We start from the raw sequence: 19,506 nt of genomic DNA on the forward strand, positions 1-19,506 counted from the left end.
ACAAGTCCTAGTTCATAGCCTTTTTTAGTAAGTCTTAAGTCAGCATTGTCTTGTCTAAGTGTTAGTCTATATTCTGCCCTTGAAGTCATCATTCTATAAGGCTCATCTGTTCCTTTTGTTACTAAATCATCTATTAAAACACCTATATAGGCTTCTGATCTATCTAAAACAAACTCTTTTTTACCTTCTATATTTAAGGATGCATTAATACCTGCTACAAGACCTTGTGCTGCGGCTTCTTCATATCCTGAGGAACCATTTATTTGACCTGCAAAAAACATATTTCCTATATGCATATGTTCCATAGTTCTTTTTAATATAGTAGGATCTATGGAGTCGTACTCTATTCCATATGCTGGTCTCATAAATTTAACATCTTCTAGACCCTTTATTTTTTTATACATCATCTTTTGTATTTCTTCTGGAAGTGTAGAAGATGCACCTTGGACATACATTTCTTTTGTTGAAAGTCCTTCTGGTTCTATAAAGACTTGATGTCTTTTTTTATCTGAAAATCTTACTACCTTGTCTTCTATAGCAGGACAATATCTAGGTCCTTTTCCGTCTATGTCACCTGCATACATAGGAGAACGTTGTAGGTTTTCTCTTATTATGTCGTGTACTTCCTCATTTGTATAAGTTAGATAACAAGGTTCTTGTTCCATGTGGAACTTTTTACCCATATTTAAAAATGAGAAAGGAATAATTTCCTCATCACCTGGTTGAATGACCATCCTATCATAGTTTATACTATCTTTATGAACCCTTGCCGGTGTTCCTGTTTTCATCCTTCTAAGTTTAAAACCTTTTTTAATAAGATTTTCTGAAAGGATATTAGATGGAAACATTCCATCTGGTCCTGAAGAATAATTTACTTCTCCTATATATACCCTACCTCTAAGGTAAGTTCCACTAGCTAAGATTACTGCCTTACAATTGTATACAGCTCCTGTTCTAGTAACTACTCCCTTTACCTTATCATCTTCTATTATTATATCTATAACTTCAGCTTGAGACATTTGGAGGTTTTTTTCATCTTCTAAGACCTTTTTCATCTCTCTATGATAAGCTTTTTTATCAGCTTGTACCCTTAATGAATGAACTGCAGGGCCTTTAGATGTGTTTAGCATTTTACTTTGTATAAAGGTTTTATCTATGTTTAAAGCCATTTCTCCGCCAAGTGCATCTATCTCCCTTACAAGATGTCCTTTTCCAGTGCCTCCTATATTAGGGTTACATGATAGTGCTACTATAGAGTCTAGGCTCATAGTTAACATCAAAGTATCCATACCCATTCTAGCAGCTGCAAGTGCTGCTTCTGAACCAGCATGTCCAGCCCCTATAACAACTACATCTACTTCACCTGCTATATATGTTTTTAGTTTTTCCATTTCTTACACCTCTTTCTATTTTACCATCTTTTTATTTAAAGCAAAAATTAGACCTTGATTTTTCAAGGTCCTTAAGCAATATTTTTATTGATGTTCCACGTGGAACATTCCATCCACATGTGGATAATTCTCCTACTATATTTTAATCCCCAGACACCCTAATTGTCAAATCTTTTATTTTCCAATACAAAAGTCTTTAAATATCTTATCTAATATATCTTCAGCTATAGCATCACCAGATATTTCACCTAAGTCTTCCCAAGCATTTCTAAGATCTATCTCTATACAGTCTAAAGGTACGTTCATTTGGATATCTCCTATAGCGCTTTTTATATTTTTTAAAGCCTTTTCAAGTTGAAGTTTGTGTCTTACATTTGTTACAACTATATCTGATTCCATATTTATATCTCCCTCATAAAAAAGAGACTTTATATGTTCTTCTAAGCTTTCTATACCTATATTTTCTATAATAGAAGTTTCTATTATATGGTCTATTTCTTCTAGTTCCTTTAAAAACTCATCTTTCTGACCAGTTTTTAGGTCTATCTTATTTAAAAGTACTATAGATTTCCTATTTTTTAGTAATTCTAGTATCTTTTTATCTTCTTCAGTAAATTCTCTTGATACATCAAAAACTCCTATAATAAGATCTGCCTTTTCTATGGAAGCCTTGGCCCTATCTACTCCTATTTTTTCTACCAGGTCTTCAGTATCACGAATACCAGCTGTATCTATTATTTTTAAAGGAATTCCATCTATATTAACATATTCCTCTATAATATCCCTCGTAGTTCCTGGTATATCTGTCACTATGGCCCTATTTTCCCTTAATATTGCATTTAAAAGTGATGATTTACCAACATTTGGCTTTCCAAGTATAACTGTTTCTATTCCATCTCTTAGTATTTTTCCTCTATTTGTTGTTGCTAGAAGAGCTTCTATTTTACTTTCTACTGTTTTTGCATCAGCCTGTAAGCCCTCATATGTTAATTCATCTACACCTTCTTCTGGAAAATCAATAGATACCTCTACCTCTGCTACCATAGAAAGAAGTATATCTCTTATATCTCCTACTTCTTTTGATAAAGATCCTTCCAAATGATCTAAAGATACTTGGAAAGAGGTATCCGTTTTAGCCCTTATAATGTCTATAACAGCTTCTGCTTGAGATAAATCTAATCTTCCATTTAAAAATGCTATTTTGGTAAATTCTCCTCTTTCAGCCAGTCTAGCCCCACTTCTTAGGAGCAGTTCCAATACTTTTCTAACAGATATAATACCTCCGTGACAATATATTTCTACCATATCTTCCCTAGTGTAAGTATATGGACCTTCCATAAAAGCTATTAAAACTTCATCTATTTTTTTACCATCTTCATCTATTATGTGACCATATGTCAATTTTTTATTTTGTATTTCTATAATTTTTTTATCGTCAAATCCTACAAATACATCTTTTCCTATATTTATAGAATCAGAACCGCTCATTCTAACAATTCCTATACCTGCTTCTCCCACAGCTGTAGAAATTGCAGCTATTGTATCTGACATTTTTTATCAACTCCTTATTAATATCTTATTATACTTTAAAATTTGAGATTTATCCAATAAAAAAAGATGTTCCACGTGGAACATCCTTTGTATCCTTATTTTAATTGTATAACTACTCTTCTAAATGGATCTTTTCCTTCACTGAAAGTTACAATTCTTTCATTATCTTGAAGGGTAGAATGAATTATTCTTCTTTCATATGGATTCATAGGTTCAAGTTTAACTTTTATCTTTGAACTTATAGCTTTTTGAGCCATTCTTTGAGCAAGTTTGATCAAAGATTTTTCTCTTTTCTCCCTATATCCCTCTACATCTATTGTTACCTTTATATATTCATCTTCATCTTTATTTATAAATATACTTAATAGGTATTGTATAGCATCTAGAGTATTACCTCTTTTTCCTATTATAATACCTTTATCATCAGGATTGATACCTAATATATCTATTGTCAATCTATCTGATTCTTTTTTTATATTAATATCAGCCTTTAGATCCATAGAATTTATAATTTCTTCTAAAAATTCTCGAGATATTTTCTCTATATCTTTTATTTCAATCACTTTTACTTTTGCATCTTTACCACCTATTAATCCTAAAAAACCTTTACTAGATTCTTCTAAAACCTCGACTTCTACCTCTTCTTTTTGTAAATCTAACTCTAGTAAAGCATTTTCTACAGCTTCTTCAACAGTTTTGGCGCTTTTAATAATATATTTCATTTTATATTATTCCCCCTTAACATTCTCCGAAAGCTTATTAGTTATGAGTTGTTGAAATATTGTAAATATGTTTCCTAATACCCAGTATAAAGCAAGACCGGCCGGGAAAGTCCTAGCAGATATAAATATTAAAACTGGTAAAAACATAGTCATCATTTTTTGTGTGGATTCTGCCTGAGCATTTCCACCACTTGCTGGTGCCATAAGCTTACTTTGTAAATAAGTAGTTGCTGCTGCAAGAAGTGGTAGACCCCATAGATATGGATCTGGATTGTCTAAGTTTGGAATCCATAAAAACACTTTACTTATTGAATCATATAATCCTGGCTCTGTAAAAGCGTATTTAGCTGGTTCTCTAAATACAGCAAAAAAGGCTATTATTACAGGAAATTGTATAAGTAAAGGAAGGCATCCTGACATAGGATTATAGTTGTGTTCTTTATATAGTTGTTGCATTTTAACTTGCATTGTTTGTGGATCTTTTTTATATTTATCTTGTATTTCTTTCATTTTGGGTTGTATTTCACCCATCATACGTGTTGATTTGGTTTGTTTAAGCATTATTGGCAATAGCATAAACTTAAAAATAATTGTAGTTACAATTACTGCCATTGCGTAATAAGAAAAATTACTTGGTTCTATACCTATACCTGCAATTATATCATATACAAATCTTAAGAGCGAACCTAGTATTTTACCTAAAAAAGCTGTCATTAATTTACCCCCTATTATTTAAGTGGATCATATCCCCCTTCATGAAAGGGATTGCATCTTAATATTCTTTTAACAGTTAAAAAAGTGCCTTTGAAAAATCCATACTTTTCATAGGCCTCCAAAGAATATTGAGAGCAGGTAGGATAAAATCTACAGTTCCTTCCTGTTAAAATATATTTTGAAATATATTTTTGATAAAATTTAATAATTATTATCATAATATTTTTCATGATATCACCTTTTTTTAAGAAGCTTCGCTATACTCATTATATGTAACATAGAACCTTCTAATTCCTTATAAGGAATATCCTTAATATTTCTTTTAGCAATAAAAATCAAATCATATCCTTCTTTAATCTTGTGGAAATTTAATCTATATATTTCTTTCATTTTTCTTCTTAAACGATTTCTAACAACTGCATTACCTATCTTTTTAGTAATCGTATATCCAACTCTCGTTCTATTTAGATCATTTTTCTTAACATATAGTATTAAATTTCTATTCCAATAATTCTTTCCTAATTTATATATATTTTTGAACTCCATATTTTTTCTAATACGAAACTTCTTTTCCATAACTATTTTTCTCCTAACATGACCTTTAACAAAAGGCCACCATAAGTGGCCTTAAGCTGTTAGTTTTTTTCTTCCCTTTTGTCTTCTTCTTTTTATAACTGCTCTACCTGATTTAGTTCTCATTCTTTTTCTAAAACCATGTTCTCTACTTCTTTGTCTCTTTTTTGGTTGATAAGTTCTTTTCATTTAAAAACACCTCCCTTGATACCTGTATATATTAATATAGAGTTTTTTACATATAAAATAATACACTACTAACAATTATATTTACTTAAGCTCTATATGTCAAGAAATATAATTAATATCTTTATAGTTTACATTTGTTAACAACTTGTTGATTATGTGGATAATCTATTGAATATATATGATTTTTTTGGTACTATAAAAAGAGATGTGGATATTTTTTATATTTTGTTACTTATTCACACTTATGCACATTTTGTGGATAGACTGTGCATAACATATGAATTTTTTTATAAATATATGTCAATACTTTGTTAAATCTAATCTTTTTACCCACAGTCATCATTTTTTTATCTTGTGGATATCTAGTATAACATAGATATTATATATTAATTAACAATGTGTTGATTTTTTTGTCAACAATTTTAAATGATAAAGAACATACTTTTATTTGGATTATATTAAAACTATCTGTTGATAATTATGTTAATAAATTTGGAAATTTATATTTAAAACCAAAGAGGAGGAATTTTATGGCTTCAAATTTAGATAATATTTGGAAAAATGTTTTAAGTGTTATAAAAGTAGAATTAACAGAAGTTTCCTATAATACTTGGCTTAAAACAATAACTCCTATAAGTTTATCTAATAAAAAAATAGTATTAGCTGCTCCCAATGACTTTACTAAAGGTATATTGGAAGGCAGATACTTAAACCTTATTAAAAATGCTGTTAAGGAGGTATTAAAAGAAGATTATAATATAGAGTTTATAATACCTGGAGAAGAACCAGTTCCAGATAAGAAACCAGTCTTAGAAAAGGAGAGCATCGACAACAATAGATCTCAATTAAATCCTAAGTATTCCTTTAATACATTTGTAATAGGTAATAGTAACCGATTTGCTCATGCTGCAAGCTTAGCAGTAGCTGAAGCTCCAGCACAAGCTTATAACCCTCTATTTATATATGGAGGAGTAGGCCTTGGAAAAACGCATCTTATGCATGCAATAGGTCATTATATATTAAGTCAAAACCCTGATGTAAAGGTTATGTATGTATCAAGTGAAAAGTTTACCAATGAACTTATAAATTCAATTAGGGAATATAAAAATGAAGAGTTTAGAAATAAATACAGGAATATTGATGTACTTCTGGTAGACGATATACAGTTTATAGCTGGTAAAGAAGGAACTCAGGAAGAGTTTTTCCATACATTTAATGCTCTTCATGAATCAAATAAACAAATTATAATTTCTTCAGATAGACCTCCAAAAGAGATACCTACTCTAGAAGATAGACTTAGATCCCGTTTCGAATGGGGTCTTATAGCTGATATACAAGCTCCAGATTTGGAAACTAGGATAGCAATTCTTAGAAAGAAAGCAAATATGGAAAATATTGAAGTTCCAGATGAAATAATGGAATATATAGCAAATAAGATCCATTCTAATATAAGGGAATTAGAAGGAGCACTTATAAGGGTTGTAGCCTATTCTTCTTTAACTAATAAGGAAATAACCTTAGAGTTAGCAGAAGAGGCTTTAAAAGATATTATATCTAACAATAAACCTAAAGAGATTACAGTAGAACTTATAAAGGAAGAGGTTTCTCAAAACTTCAATATAAAAATGGATGATTTTTCTTCTAAAAAACGTACTCGTGCCATTGCATTTCCTAGACAAATAGCAATGTACTTAACACGTGAACTTACAGATTTGTCACTTCCTAAAATAGGAGATGAATTTGGAGGAAGAGATCACACTACTGTTATTCATGCTTGTGATAAAATAAATACTGATTTATCTAAAGATGATGATTTAAAAAATAAGATAGATTATGTTATAGACAGATTAAAGGGAGTTTAAGTATTTTTTGTGGATAGTTCTTATTCTATTAGACGATTATCAACATGTTATTAATCTTTATAAGCTTTCTGTTTTTGGTACAAAATAGACTTATCCACAAACTAACAGGCCCTACTACTATTACTACTATCTTTATATATCTTTATATCTATCTAGAGAGGAGATTAAAATGAAAATTAAAGTAAACCAAAGAGAATTATCAAAACATATAAATATAGTTCAAAAAAGTATTTCATCAAGAACTACACTTCAAATATTAGATGGAATACTTTTAGAAGCTAAAAATGATAAATTAAAACTTACAGGAACAGATTTAGAATTAAGTATAGAATCATTTATAGATTGTGAAATTTTAGAAGAAGGTTCTATTGTAGTTAATTCTAGAATGTTTGGTGACATAATAAAAAAGCTTGAAAATGCAGATGTTAATATAGAGGTAAAAAAGACTACTATAAATATAAAATGTGAAAACTCAGAGTTTAATATCTCTGGTAGTCCTGGAGAAGATTATCCAGACCTACCATTAGTTGTTGAAAAAGACTCATTTAATATACCTATGGATATGTTAAAATCAGTAATAAAAAAGACGGTGTTTGCTACAACAGAAGATGAAACAAGACCTACTCTTACAGGTGTTTTAGTAGAATTGGAAAATAACTCTATTTCTTTTGTGGCTTTAGATGGTTATAGGCTTGCATTCAAAAGGATTAATATAGATAGTGATGCTGAGACTAAAATGATAATACCTGGAAGATCTTTAAATGAATTGAATAAAATATTAGATGAAAAAGAAGAAGATTTAAAAATTAGTATAGCTCCTTCACATATAATAGTTAACCTTGGAGAGACTGTTATATATTCTAGACTTTTAGAAGGTCCATTTTTTAATTATAAGGATATTATAAGAAAAGAACATAAAACTACTGCAAAGGTAAAAAAACAAGAATTTCAAAATAGCTTGGAAAGAGCTTCTCTTTTGGCTAAAGAAGAAAAGGCTAATCTAGTAAAACTTAGCTTAGAAGGAGATACTCTTAATATAAAGTCAAATACAGAAGCAGGTAATGTGTTTGAATCGATAGAAACTACTAGTGATGGTGAAGATGTAAATATAGCTTTTAATTCAAGATATATAATAGAGGGAATAAAGGCTATAGATGATGATGAAATAAAACTTAACTTTATGGGTAGTTTAAATCCTTGTATTATAAATGGCTTAGAGGATGATGACTATACTTATTTAGTTTTACCTGTACGTTTGGCACAAGATGATTTTTAGGAGTGATAAGAATGAAAGAGATAAAAATAGATACTGAATATATAAAATTAGATCAATTTTTAAAACTATGTGGAATAGCATCTACTGGTGGTCATGCTAAGATTTTAATAAAAGAAGGAAATGTAGAAGTAAATGGTGAAGTTAATACTATGAGAGGTAAAAAACTTAGGAAAAATGATACTATTACAATAGAAAACAATAATTTCAAGATAATTTAAAACTAATGTTCTTTACATTAGTTTTAATTCTTTATATGTGATATAATAGTTAAGTTAGCAAGAGTATTTTTTCAGCCTCAAGGGGTGTGTTATTTGAATGTAGAAGATATAAGACTTATAAATTTTAGAAATTATAAAAATATAGGAATTAAATTAAATAAGAATTTAAATATATTTATAGGTAATAATGCTCAAGGTAAGACAAATCTTATAGAAGCTATTTTTATATGTGCTACAGGAAAGTCTTTTAGAAGTAATAAAGATAAGGAAATTATAAGCTTTAATAAAGAAGAAGGATATGTTGGAACTTCTATAAACTTAGAAAATTATTCAAAATTTATAGAAGTAAAACTTCATAAAGATAAGCCTAAAAGGATTAGAATAAATAAACAAGAACTGGACAGTTATAAAGATTTAAATAGTGGATTAAATGTTGTAGTATTTACTCCAGAAGATTTAAAAATAGTTAAGGGAGGACCTTCTGAAAGAAGAAAGTTTTTAGATGGGGGTATCTCTCCTATCAAACCTGTCTATAATTATAATATAAGCAAATATAAAAAAGTTTTATTTCAAAGGAATAATATACTTAGATCTAGTAAATTTAAAAAGGATAGAAAAGATTTAAAAGAATTATTAGATGTATTTGACAATCAAATAGTTAAAATAGGAACAGATATTATATTAAATAGATGTGAATATGTTAAAAGACTCAATTGTATATCAGAGAATATTCATAAAGATATAACAAATGGAAAAGAGGTCTTAAATTTAAAATATAATTCAAATGTTCCAATCGGGAAAAGTAGACAAGGTATGGAAGATATGTATCTTAATTTATTAAGAAAAAACATGAAAAGGGATATAGAGTTTAATACAACAGAAATAGGGCCTCATAGAGATGATATAACAATGTGTTTGGATGGTAAGGATGCAAGAATTTATGGATCCCAAGGTCAGCAAAGAACAGTAATCCTTTCAATAATTCTTTCCCAGGTAGAACTTTTAAAAGAGGAAAAGGGATCTTATCCTGTGCTTTTACTTGATGATGTATTTTCAGAACTAGATGAAAGTAGAAGAGTCTTTTTAATTGAATTCTTTAAAGATATACAAACATTTATAACTACTACAGAAGAAAGTGATTTGGATTCTATGGAAGATATAAATAAAACTATATTTTTAATAGAAGATGGTCATATAAAATAGGAGGTATAAATTGAGTATTTATATAGGTGAAAATATACTTCTTTCAAAAGAGGATATAATAGCTATATTAGATAGTGATAGTATTTTACAATCTAATATAAGTGAAAAATTTATAAAAAAGTTTAAAAAAGATTCAATTATAAAAAAAGATAAGAAAGAAGTAAAGACATATATACTTAGTCAAGATAAAGATGAGGTAAAACTTTATGAATCGAGTATATCTTCAACTTCTATAAAGAAAAAATTTAATATGAAGGGATTGAAAAATATAGATGAGTAATGAAATAGATAAAAAAAATAATAGACATTATACTGCAGATGAAATTCAGGTACTTGAAGGACTTGATCCGGTTAGGAAAAGACCTGGTATGTATATAGGTAGTACAGGTCCAAAGGGTCTACATCATTTAGTATATGAAGTTGTAGATAATGGTATTGATGAGGCTTTAGCTGGTATATGTGATACTATTAATGTAACAATATATGAAGATAATTCTGTATCAGTAGAAGACAATGGAAGTGGTATTCCAGTGGAAACTCATCCTCAAACAGGTAAATCTACTGTAGAAACAGTTCTTACTATACTTCATGCTGGTGGTAAGTTTGATGGATCTGCATACAAGGTTTCAGGTGGACTCCATGGAGTAGGAGTAAGTGTTGTAAATGCTCTTTCAGAATGGTTAGAGGTAAGAGTAAAAAGAAATAATAAAGAGTATATGCAAAAATTTGAAAGAGGTATTGCAGTAAGTGAACTAGAAGTAGTAGGAGAAAGTACAAGGACTGGAACTACTGTTACTTTTAAGCCAGATAGTGAAATATTTGAATCTATAAGCTTAAGTTCGGAGACTTTAGAAAATAGATTTAGAGAGATGGCTTTTTTAAATAAAGCTGTAAGACTTACTATAGAAGATAAAAGAGTTGGAAAGAAAAAGGAATTTTACTATGAAGGTGGAATAAAATCTTTTGTAGAATATATAAATAAAAATAAAAATCCTATTCAAAAAGATATAATATATTTTGAAGCCGAAAAAGATGGTGCAGTAGTAGAACTTGCCATGCAATATACTGATGGATATTCAGAAAATATATTTACCTTTGCTAACAATATAAACACTATAGAAGGTGGAACACATCTTTCTGGACTTCGTACTGCTTTAACTAGGGTTATGAATGACTATGGTAGAAAATATAATATATTAAAGGATAAAGAAGATAACCTTTCTGGAGATGACGTAAGAGAAGGTCTTACAGGAATACTTTCTGTAAAGCTTGGAGAACCTCAATTTGAGGGACAAACCAAGACAAAGCTTGGTAATAGTGAAATGAGAGGTATAGTAGAGTCTGCTACTTATGAATATTTAAATAATTTTTTAGAGGAAAATCCTAAACTTGCTAAAACTATATTAGATAAGGCAGTAAGTTCTCAAAGAGCTAGAAATGCAGCTAGAAAAGCTCGAGAATTGACTCGTAGAAAGAGTATATTAGATAATACTACTCTTCCTGGAAAACTTTCTGACTGTCAGTCAAATGATATGGACATAACAGAAATCTATCTTGTCGAGGGAGATTCAGCTGGTGGTAGTGCTAAGCAGGGTAGATCAAGAGAGTTTCAAGCAATACTTCCATTAAAGGGAAAAATATTAAATGTTGAAAAGGCAAGACTTGATAGAATATTAAATTCAGATGAAATAAAAACATTGATAACAGCTTTTGGTGCAGGAATTGGCGAAGAGTTTGATATAGAAAAACTAAGATATGGTAAGATAATAATAATGACCGACGCTGACGTTGATGGTGCTCATATAAGAACACTCCTTCTTACATTTTTCTTTAGATATATGAGAGAATTAATAGATAATGGACATATATATATAGCTCAACCTCCACTTTATAAGGTTACCAAGGGTAGAGCAGAAGAATATATTTATAGTGAAGAAAATTTAAATCCTGCTTTAAAGAAACTTGGTGGAAAAGGATATTCTATTCAAAGATATAAGGGTCTTGGAGAGATGAATCCAGAACAACTTTGGGATACAACTATGGATCCAGAAAATAGAATACTTCTTAAAGCAAACATTGAAGATGCAGTAGCTGCAGATGATATATTTACAACTCTAATGGGTGAGAAGGTACAACCTAGAAGAGAATTTATACAAGAGAATTCTAAATTTGTTAAGAATTTAGACATATAGGGGGATAGGTATGGACAAAGAAAATACAAGTACTATAATTGACATGAATATTGAAAAAGAAATGAAAAAGTCCTACTTAGACTATGCCATGAGTGTTATAGTAAGCAGGGCTCTTCCAGATGTAAGAGATGGATTAAAGCCAGTTCATAGAAGAATTCTTTATGCTATGGATGATCTGTCTATGTATCCGGACAAACCTCATAGAAAATCTGCAAGACTCGTAGGTGACGTATTAGGTAAGTATCATCCACATGGGGATAGTTCAGTTTATGAAGCTATGGTTAGACTTGCGCAAGATTTTAATACAAGATACCTATTAGCAGATGGTCATGGTAACTTTGGTTCTATAGATGGTGATAGTGCAGCAGCTATGCGTTATACAGAAGCTAGAATGACAAAGATGGCTTTAGAGATGCTTAAAGATATAAATAAAAAGACGGTAGATTACAAACTTAACTTTGATGAATCTTTAGAAGAACCTACAGTTCTTCCTAGTAAATTTCCAAATCTTATGGTAAACGGTTCATCAGGAATAGCTGTTGGTATGGCTACAAATATACCTCCTCATAATTTAAATGAAGTTATAGATGCAACCGTAACACTTTTAGATAATCCAGAGGCAAATGTAGAAGAACTTATGGAAAACATAACAGGACCTGATTTTCCAACTGGTGCTTTTATAGTTGGTACAAGTGGTATAGAATCAGCCTATAGGACTGGTAGAGGAAAGCTTAGACTTAGAGCCGTAGCAGAAATAGAAGAAAATAATAAAGGTAGATCTAAGATTGTAGTAACTGAGATTCCATATCAAGTAAATAAAGCAAGGTTAATAGAAAAGATTGCAGACCATGTAAGAAATAAAAAAATTGAAGGAATATCAGACTTAAGAGATGAATCAGATAGAGATGGTATGAGGATAGTTGTAGAACTAAAAAGAGATGCAAATCCAAATATAGTTTTAAACAATCTTTATAAATACACTCAAATGCAAACTACCTTTGGAATAATAATGTTGGCGCTAGTAGATGGTGAGCCTAGAGTTTTAAACTTGAAAGAAATGTTAACTTATTATATAGCACATCAAAAAGAAATAATAATAAGAAGGACAAAGTTTGATCTTAAAAAGGCTGAAGCACGCGCACATATTGTAGAAGGTCTAAGAATTGCACTTGATCACATAGATGAAGTTATAAAAATAATAAGAGCTTCAGAAAATGATGCTAGTGCTAAAAGTAGCTTAATGGAAAAGTTTGGTTTATCAGAGATACAATCTCAAGCTATACTTGATATGCGTCTTAAAAGATTAACTGGTCTTGAAAGAGGTAAACTAGATGAAGAGTATGAAGAATTAATAAAACAAATAAATTGGTTTAAGGAAATCTTAGCAAGTGATAAAATTATATATGGAATTATAAAAGAAGAGCTACTAGAGATTAAAACAAAATATGGAGATAGAAGAAGGACTAGAATAGTTCCATCTTCTGGAGAAATAAATATTGAAGATATGATTAAAGAAGAAGATATAGTTATTACCTTAACTCACTTTGGATATATAAAGAGAATGCCAGAGGATACCTATAAAACTCAAAGAAGAGGTGGAAGAGGTATAATAGGTCTTACTACACGTGATGAAGACTTTGTAGAGGATCTATTTATAACATCTACACATGATACTATCCTTTTCTTTACAAATAAAGGAAAAGTTTTCTCCTTAAAAGGTTATGAAATACCTGAAGGAGGTAGACAGTCTAAAGGTACTGCTATTATAAATATATTACACTTAGAAAAAGGTGAAAAAGTATCTGCAATTATTCCAATAACTTCTTATGCAGAAAATTATAATCTTATACTTTCAACTAAAATGGGTCTTGCAAAGAAGACAGAGCTTGTAAGCTTTAAAAATATAAGAAAAAATGGAATAATAGCTATAACCCTTAAAGATGATGATGAACTTATATCTGTAAGAAGAACTTGTGGCGATGACGAGATAATAGTAGTAACTGAAAAAGGACTTGCTATAAGATTTGAAGAAGAAGATGTAAGAACCATGGGAAGAACTGCTATGGGAGTAAGAGCTATAAATCTTGCAAAAGATGATAGAGTTGTTGCTATGGATCTTGCACATGATGATATGTATGTTCTTGTTATTTCAGAACAAGGATTTGGTAAGAAAACACCTTTAAGTGAATATAGAACTCAAATAAGAGGTGGTAAAGGAATATTAACATTTAATATTCGTGAAAAGACAGGAGATATAGTAACAGCTAAAGTAGTAAAAGAAAAAGATGAGATAATGATGATATCTTTAAATGGAACTATAATAAGATTAAAAGCTGAGGAAATATCTACTATGGGTAGAAACACTCAAGGGGTAACTCTTATGAAGATGAAAGATGATAGAGTAGTTGCTGTAGCAAAATATGTGGATGAAGTAAAAAAATAAGGAAATACTGTTTAAAACTAGGGAAATATTGTTAATACCTAGTTTTAACTTTACTTATTTATAGAAATAGTATAAAATCATATAGTAATGAATGTAAAACTATAAAATAAACAAAAGAAAAGATAAGGGTGATTAATATGTCTTTAAATATAGATTCAAGTTTTAATAAAGATGAAAAAAAATGGGTTTTTAAGCCAGAGGGAGATTTAGATATCTATACTTCAAGTCAGTTTAAAGAAGAAGTAATCCAAAGATTGGATGAAAAGGAAACTGATATAATAGTAGATGGTGAAAAACTTGAATATGTAGATAGTACAGGTCTTGGAGCACTTATAAGTATTCTTAGAACTATGAAGGAAAGTGAGAAAAAGATATATATAGATAATGTCAAACCAAATATAAGAAAAATCTTTGATATTACCAATTTAGATAAGATGTTTATCTTTAGAGGTGAAGAGTGATGAATGATATAATAGAATTAAAAATACCAAGTAAATTAGACTATATAAGTCTTATAAGACTTACTGCATCATCTATTGCTAATAGTATAAAATTAAATGTAGATGAAATAGAGGATATAAAGGTATGTATAAGTGAAGCTTGTATAAATGTATTAAATTTTAGCCATACAAAAGAAATAAATATACAATTTCAATTGGAAGATGAAAAAATATCTATAAGTATAAATGATGTTTTAGAAGATATACCAAAAGACAAGGAAAATGAAAAACAGGGTAATATGGGACTTTTAATAATAAATTCTTTAATGGATAAAGTAGAATTTAAAAACGATAAAATTACTATGATAAAATATATATAATAAAGGATGGTAGTTAAATGAAGATAAAGAACTACTATAAAAAAGAAACAGATAAAAATACTGAAAAACAAAAAATAAAAGCTCTTTTTAAGGAATATGAAGAAAGTGGAGATCAAGAGATAAGGGAATACTTAATAGAAAAACATCTTTATATAGCAGAAATCTTATCTAAAAAATATGCTAATAGGGGTATAGACTATGATGATATATACCAAATTGCATCTATTGGACTTATATTTGCTGTAGATAGATTTAAGGTTGACAAAGGATTTGAATTTTCAAGCTTTGCAACTCCTACTATTATAGGAGAAATAAAAAAACATTTTAGAGACAAGGGATGGACTATTAGAGTACCTAGAAGAATTCAAGAATTATCTAAAAAGGTAAATAACTCAAAAGTTCACTTAAGTCAAACGCTTCAAAGAGTACCTACTGTTAGTGATATAGCAGAATATTTAGAAGCTACAGAAGAGGAAATCTTAGAAGCTATGGAAGCAAGTAAGGTATATGCACCTCAATCTTTAGATATAACATTTGATTCTAGTGGTGATGATAAAGATATTAACTTAGCTGATTTAATAGGAGAAGAAGACTACTACTTTGATAAAGTTGAAAATAGTGATTTTCTTATTAAAACTATGAAGGGTTTAAATGATGTAGAAAAACAAATAATAATAGAAAGATACTTTAATAAAAAGACTCAAGTATCAATTGCTAAGGATCTATATATATCACAAATGACAGTTTCTAGGATAGAAAAAAGAGTGCTTGAAAAACTTAAAAGAGAAGCAGAAAAAAATACAATAGTATAAGTAAAAGTTAAAAAGTTGGACAGATTTTAAAATCTGTCCAACTTTTTTGGTTTTTAAGTTCTTTTTAAAAAAATAAGATAATAATATATTATAAATATATAAGTTTTAAAGATAAATAAAAAATCGTTTTCCTATTGACAATTTCAATAGAGTAAGTTATTATATACTTAATGCATGATGCATCAAACATTATGTATTAAATTAAAGGAGGAATTATAAATGGATTACATGAACTTACAAAAATACCCTGCAGAACCTTTCAAAATTAAAAGTGTTGAACCAGTTAGCATGATCTCAAGAGAAGAAAGAGAAAAGGCTATGAAAGAAGCTGGATACAATACTTTCAACTTAAAATCTAGAGATTGCTATATTGACTTACTTACAGACTCAGGAACAAATGCCATGAGTGATAAACAATGGGCTGGAATGATGATAGGTGATGAAGCTTATGCTGGAAGTGACAACTGGATATTCTTAGAGTCAACTATAAAAGAATTATTTGGTTTTAAACATGTAGTACCTACTCACCAAGGACGTGGGGCAGAAAATATTCTTTCATCTATAGCTATAAAAGAAGGACAGTATGTCCCGGGAAATATGTATTTTACAACTACTAGGTTCCATCAAGAGAAAAATGGTGGTATTTTTGTAGACGTTGTTAGAGATGAAGCTCATGATGCTGCAAAAAATATACCTTTTAAAGGTAATATTGATGTAAGCAAGATTCAAAAGATAATAGATGAACATGGTGCAGATCAAATAGCTTATATATCATTGGCTGTTACAGTAAACCTAGCTGGAGGCCAACCAGTTTCTATGCAAAACATGAAAGATGTTCGTGCATTAGCTGATAAACATGGTATAAAAGTATTCTTTGATGCTACTCGTTGTGTTGAAAATGCTTATTATATAAAAGAACAAGAAGAAGGATATGCTGATAAAACAATCCAAGAAATAGTTCATGAAATGTTTTCTTATTCTGATGGAGCTACCATGAGTGGTAAAAAAGATGGTATAGTAAATATAGGTGGATTCTTAGCTATAAATGATGATGATCTATTTGGAGAGGCTAAAGAGATAGTTGTAGTTTACGAAGGAATGCCTTCATACGGTGGAATGACAGGAAGAGATATGCAGGCTATAGCTATTGGTTTTAGAGAAGCTATGCAGTTTGAATATATAGAACACAGAATAAAACAAATAAGATACTTAGCGGATAGACTACTAGAAGCTGGTGTACCTATAGTTGAACCAGTTGGTGGTCACGCAGTATTTTTAGATGCTAGAAGATTTTGTCCTCATTTAGATCAAGAACAATATCCAGCTCAATCCCTAGCTGCTTCACTTTATATTGATTCTGGTGTAAGATCAATGGAGAGGGGTATAGTTTCTGCAGGTCGTGATGTTGAGACAGGTGAAAACCATAAACCAGCACTAGAGACAGTTAGACTTACTATTCCAAGAAGGGTTTACACATACAAACATATGGATGTAGTAGCTGACTCAGTAATAAACTTATACAAACATAAAGAAGATATAAGACCTCTTAAGTTTGTATATGAACCAAAACAACTTAGATTCTTTACTGCTAAGTTTGAATATGCAGATAAATAAGATATAATAAAAATACATATATTGTGGAGCTTACATGCTCCACAATATATATAAGAAGATACCGTATTAAAGCGTTGAAATATCAAAAGAAAAGTTTAAATTGTAAACAGCTGATTATATTACTTTGTTAATTTTACTGGCTAACATAGATAGGTACATATAAAGGAGGAGAAATCAAATTGTCAAAGAATAGGCAACTAAGGCAACCAAGTACGAAAGAAGCACTTACAATAATGGGCTTAGTTATTTTAGCAATACTTATTTCATTAAGAATATCTCTAGCATTAGTACCAGCACTTATATTTGGATCAATAGTGGCTACCCTTGGTGCATTTTACTTGGGAGGTAAATGGGAAGAGATACAAGAAGGAATAATCGACGGTATTAGAAATGGTCTAGGAGCAATACTAATATTAATGATAATAGGAACTGTTATAGGAACATGGATCCTAGGTGGTACTATTCAAACTTTAATCTATTATGGATTAAAAATATTAAAACCACAAATTTTCCTACCAGCTGGATTTATCCTATGTTCTATAATATCTATATTAATTGGAAGTTCATTTGGTACTATAGCTACTATGGGAATAGTACTTATGGGAGTTAGTGAAGGATTAGGGGTTCCACCAGCTATGACTGCAGGTGTTGTTGTGGCAGGATCATTATTTGGAGATAAGATTTCACCTATGTCTGATTCAACTAACTTAACGGCTGCAATGACTAGAACACCTTTATTTTCACATATTAAATCTATGTTATATGTTTCAGGCCCAGCTGTGATTATAAGTCTTGTTATTTATTATTTCCTTGGGAAAGCAAATATAGCTCAAACAGTTGATTTAACTACAGTAGAAGAATTACTTACTACATTGGATGCTAACTTTAATATTTCATTACTGACCCTAGCTCCAGCTGTTGTTGTAATAGCTCTTTTAGCTATGAAAATGCCAGCCCTTATAGCATTAACCATAAGTGCTCTTTCAGCAGCTATATTTGCAATGATTACCCAAGGGGTAGGTCTTGCTGACGTAGTAAATGTAATGGCAAGTGGATATAAACCAGACATAGGTTTAGAGATGTTAGATAACTTGCTAGCACAAGGTGGAGTATCGTCTATGATGGAAACAGTTTCAATAATTATGATGGGAACTGCCATGGGAGGTATATTAGAAAAATTTGGAGTATTACAAGCTTTACTTGATTCATTGATGAAACGTATCAAAAAACCACGTGATCTTATACTTGCATCAATGGTAGGAGGATATTTAATGTTATTGGCTACTGGTGAGATGATGGTGTCAATAATAGTACCTGGTAGAACTTTAGAACCTGCCTATAGAAGAATGAACATAAATACTAATGTTCTTTCAAGAAGCTTGGAGACTTCAGCTACTTTAGCTTGTGGTGTATTACCATGGGGAGTTGCTGCTGTATATGCAAGAGGAGTTCTTGGTGTTGGATTTGAATATGTTAAATATTGTTATCTTCCTTTCTTTGCACCTATTATAGCTATAGTATTTGCCTTTATTGGATTTGCAACTTTCTCATCAGATGAGGAAGAAAAATTACAAGAAGATGTAATAATACAACATGAGTAATAGTAGGATAAGAAAGCATTTAAAAAATATTAAAATAAAATCTTATATAAGGGATTCTTGGGGGATATTACAAGAGTATGGTTATAATCAAAATGACGTGTTAAATTGTTCATTGGGTGTAAATCCATATGGAAGTTCTGATATTACAAAAAGTCAAAAAAAGATAGATTGGGATATGGTGTCTGCATATCCCAATCCAAGTTATAAAAGATTAAAAGAAGCAGTTACTAATTACTGGAGTGAAATATCAGATCTTAAAAATTCTGAAATTTTCTTTGGAACTGGATCTATGGGTATATTAAATATTTTAACTAAATTATTCATG

At 30.0% G+C, this 19,506-nt stretch carries 20 protein-coding genes; 13 read left to right on the top strand and 7 right to left on the bottom strand.

The features are described from left to right. The 7 genes from mnmG to rpmH form a co-directional block, all read right to left on the bottom strand. Positions 1-1,391, bottom strand: a 1,391-nt coding sequence (gene mnmG / locus ACTHW2_RS03280) for a tRNA uridine-5-carboxymethylaminomethyl(34) synthesis enzyme MnmG (protein WP_442262303.1), incomplete at its 3' end; no start/stop codon positions are given. Positions 1,392-1,565: 174 nt separating this feature from the next. Continuing rightward, positions 1,566-2,942, bottom strand: a complete 1,377-nt coding sequence (mnmE, locus tag ACTHW2_RS03285; RefSeq protein WP_442262304.1) for a tRNA uridine-5-carboxymethylaminomethyl(34) synthesis GTPase MnmE — start codon at positions 2,940-2,942, stop codon at positions 1,566-1,568. 95 nt (positions 2,943-3,037) lie between these two features. Further along, a complete protein-coding gene (gene jag / locus ACTHW2_RS03290) occupies positions 3,038-3,664 on the bottom strand; it encodes an RNA-binding cell elongation regulator Jag/EloR (RefSeq protein WP_442262305.1) in 627 nt (208 codons plus the stop codon). Positions 3,665-3,670: 6 nt separating this feature from the next. Further along, entirely contained in the window at positions 3,671-4,378 is a 708-nt protein-coding gene (locus tag ACTHW2_RS03295) for a YidC/Oxa1 family membrane protein insertase (protein ID WP_442262306.1), read from the bottom strand. Between the two features lie 14 nt (positions 4,379-4,392). Beyond that, a complete protein-coding gene (gene yidD, locus ACTHW2_RS03300) occupies positions 4,393-4,608 on the bottom strand; it encodes a membrane protein insertion efficiency factor YidD (protein ID WP_442262307.1) in 216 nt (71 codons plus the stop codon). Between the two features lie 4 nt (positions 4,609-4,612). Beyond that, complete coding sequence (rnpA, locus tag ACTHW2_RS03305) at positions 4,613-4,954, bottom strand: ribonuclease P protein component (RefSeq protein ID WP_442262308.1); 342 nt, start codon at positions 4,952-4,954, stop codon at positions 4,613-4,615. Positions 4,955-5,005: 51 nt separating this feature from the next. Next, positions 5,006-5,140 (bottom strand): 50S ribosomal protein L34, encoded by a 135-nt coding sequence (gene rpmH, locus ACTHW2_RS03310; RefSeq protein WP_442262309.1) that lies wholly within the window; start codon positions 5,138-5,140, stop codon positions 5,006-5,008. A 530-nt stretch (positions 5,141-5,670) separates the two neighbouring features. Between rpmH and dnaA the strand changes: the two genes are divergently transcribed. The 13 genes from dnaA to ACTHW2_RS03375 form a co-directional block, all read left to right on the top strand. Further along, the gene (dnaA, locus tag ACTHW2_RS03315; protein ID WP_442262310.1) at positions 5,671-7,002 is read left to right on the top strand and encodes a chromosomal replication initiator protein DnaA; all 1,332 of its coding nucleotides are present in this window, start codon (positions 5,671-5,673) and stop codon (positions 7,000-7,002) included. A 169-nt stretch (positions 7,003-7,171) separates the two neighbouring features. Beyond that, positions 7,172-8,278 carry a DNA polymerase III subunit beta gene (gene dnaN, locus ACTHW2_RS03320; RefSeq protein ID WP_442262311.1) on the top strand — a complete coding sequence of 369 codons (1,107 nt, stop codon included), beginning with the start codon at positions 7,172-7,174 and terminating at the stop codon, positions 8,276-8,278. Positions 8,279-8,289: 11 nt separating this feature from the next. Continuing rightward, positions 8,290-8,496 (top strand): S4 domain-containing protein YaaA, encoded by a 207-nt coding sequence (gene yaaA, locus ACTHW2_RS03325; protein ID WP_442262312.1) that lies wholly within the window; start codon positions 8,290-8,292, stop codon positions 8,494-8,496. A gap of 93 nt (positions 8,497-8,589) precedes the next feature. Then, on the top strand, positions 8,590-9,699 hold the full coding sequence (gene recF, locus ACTHW2_RS03330; protein WP_442262313.1) for a DNA replication/repair protein RecF: 1,110 nt from the start codon (positions 8,590-8,592) through the stop codon (positions 9,697-9,699). Between the two features lie 10 nt (positions 9,700-9,709). Continuing rightward, the gene (remB, locus tag ACTHW2_RS03335) at positions 9,710-9,979 is read left to right on the top strand and encodes an extracellular matrix regulator RemB (RefSeq protein ID WP_442262314.1); all 270 of its coding nucleotides are present in this window, start codon (positions 9,710-9,712) and stop codon (positions 9,977-9,979) included. Next, entirely contained in the window at positions 9,972-11,891 is a 1,920-nt protein-coding gene (gyrB, locus tag ACTHW2_RS03340) for a DNA topoisomerase (ATP-hydrolyzing) subunit B (RefSeq protein ID WP_442262315.1), read from the top strand. The genes remB and gyrB overlap by 8 nt, the downstream gene beginning before the upstream one ends. Before the next feature lie 10 nt (positions 11,892-11,901). Beyond that, positions 11,902-14,334, top strand: a complete 2,433-nt coding sequence (gyrA, locus tag ACTHW2_RS03345; protein WP_442262316.1) for a DNA gyrase subunit A — start codon at positions 11,902-11,904, stop codon at positions 14,332-14,334. 137 nt (positions 14,335-14,471) lie between these two features. Further along, positions 14,472-14,795, top strand: a complete 324-nt coding sequence (locus tag ACTHW2_RS03350; protein WP_442262317.1) for an STAS domain-containing protein — start codon at positions 14,472-14,474, stop codon at positions 14,793-14,795. After that, positions 14,795-15,154: an ATP-binding protein gene (locus tag ACTHW2_RS03355; RefSeq protein WP_442262318.1), complete on the top strand. Its 360-nt coding sequence runs from the start codon at positions 14,795-14,797 to the stop codon at positions 15,152-15,154. The genes ACTHW2_RS03350 and ACTHW2_RS03355 overlap by 1 nt, the downstream gene beginning before the upstream one ends. Positions 15,155-15,171: 17 nt before the next feature. After that, entirely contained in the window at positions 15,172-15,966 is a 795-nt protein-coding gene (locus ACTHW2_RS03360; RefSeq protein ID WP_442262319.1) for a SigB/SigF/SigG family RNA polymerase sigma factor, read from the top strand. A 219-nt stretch (positions 15,967-16,185) separates the two neighbouring features. Continuing rightward, positions 16,186-17,580, top strand: coding sequence for a tyrosine phenol-lyase (locus ACTHW2_RS03365; RefSeq protein WP_442262320.1), 1,395 nt, complete (start codon positions 16,186-16,188; stop codon positions 17,578-17,580). A gap of 179 nt (positions 17,581-17,759) precedes the next feature. Further along, complete coding sequence (gene nhaC / locus ACTHW2_RS03370; RefSeq protein ID WP_442262321.1) at positions 17,760-19,181, top strand: Na+/H+ antiporter NhaC; 1,422 nt, start codon at positions 17,760-17,762, stop codon at positions 19,179-19,181. Then, positions 19,174-19,506, top strand: a 333-nt coding sequence (locus tag ACTHW2_RS03375; protein WP_442262322.1) for a hypothetical protein, incomplete at its 3' end; no start/stop codon positions are given. The genes nhaC and ACTHW2_RS03375, both read left to right, overlap by 8 nt.

Source organism: Tissierella sp. (assembly GCF_052089545.1).
Classification (GTDB): domain Bacteria; phylum Bacillota; class Clostridia; order Tissierellales; family Tissierellaceae; genus Tissierella_A.

Excerpts from the sequence above, each read along its gene's own strand:
- yaaA (WP_442262312.1), top strand. The coding sequence starts at position 8,290 with ATGAAAGAGATAAAAATAGATACTGAATATATAAAATTAGATCAATTT.
- dnaN (WP_442262311.1), top strand. The coding sequence starts at position 7,172 with ATGAAAATTAAAGTAAACCAAAGAGAATTATCAAAACATATAAATATA.
- jag (WP_442262305.1), bottom strand. The coding sequence starts at position 3,664 with ATGAAATATATTATTAAAAGCGCCAAAACTGTTGAAGAAGCTGTAGAA.
- gyrA (WP_442262316.1), top strand. The coding sequence starts at position 11,902 with ATGGACAAAGAAAATACAAGTACTATAATTGACATGAATATTGAAAAA.
- rnpA (WP_442262308.1), bottom strand. The coding sequence starts at position 4,954 with ATGGAAAAGAAGTTTCGTATTAGAAAAAATATGGAGTTCAAAAATATA.
- yidD (WP_442262307.1), bottom strand. The coding sequence starts at position 4,608 with ATGAAAAATATTATGATAATAATTATTAAATTTTATCAAAAATATATT.
- ACTHW2_RS03350 (WP_442262317.1), top strand. The coding sequence starts at position 14,472 with ATGTCTTTAAATATAGATTCAAGTTTTAATAAAGATGAAAAAAAATGG.
- mnmE (WP_442262304.1), bottom strand. The coding sequence starts at position 2,942 with ATGTCAGATACAATAGCTGCAATTTCTACAGCTGTGGGAGAAGCAGGT.
- ACTHW2_RS03360 (WP_442262319.1), top strand. The coding sequence starts at position 15,172 with ATGAAGATAAAGAACTACTATAAAAAAGAAACAGATAAAAATACTGAA.
- ACTHW2_RS03355 (WP_442262318.1), top strand. The coding sequence starts at position 14,795 with ATGAATGATATAATAGAATTAAAAATACCAAGTAAATTAGACTATATA.
- gyrB (WP_442262315.1), top strand. The coding sequence starts at position 9,972 with ATGAGTAATGAAATAGATAAAAAAAATAATAGACATTATACTGCAGAT.
- rpmH (WP_442262309.1), bottom strand. The coding sequence starts at position 5,140 with ATGAAAAGAACTTATCAACCAAAAAAGAGACAAAGAAGTAGAGAACAT.
- ACTHW2_RS03365 (WP_442262320.1), top strand. The coding sequence starts at position 16,186 with ATGGATTACATGAACTTACAAAAATACCCTGCAGAACCTTTCAAAATT.
- ACTHW2_RS03295 (WP_442262306.1), bottom strand. The coding sequence starts at position 4,378 with ATGACAGCTTTTTTAGGTAAAATACTAGGTTCGCTCTTAAGATTTGTA.
- dnaA (WP_442262310.1), top strand. The coding sequence starts at position 5,671 with ATGGCTTCAAATTTAGATAATATTTGGAAAAATGTTTTAAGTGTTATA.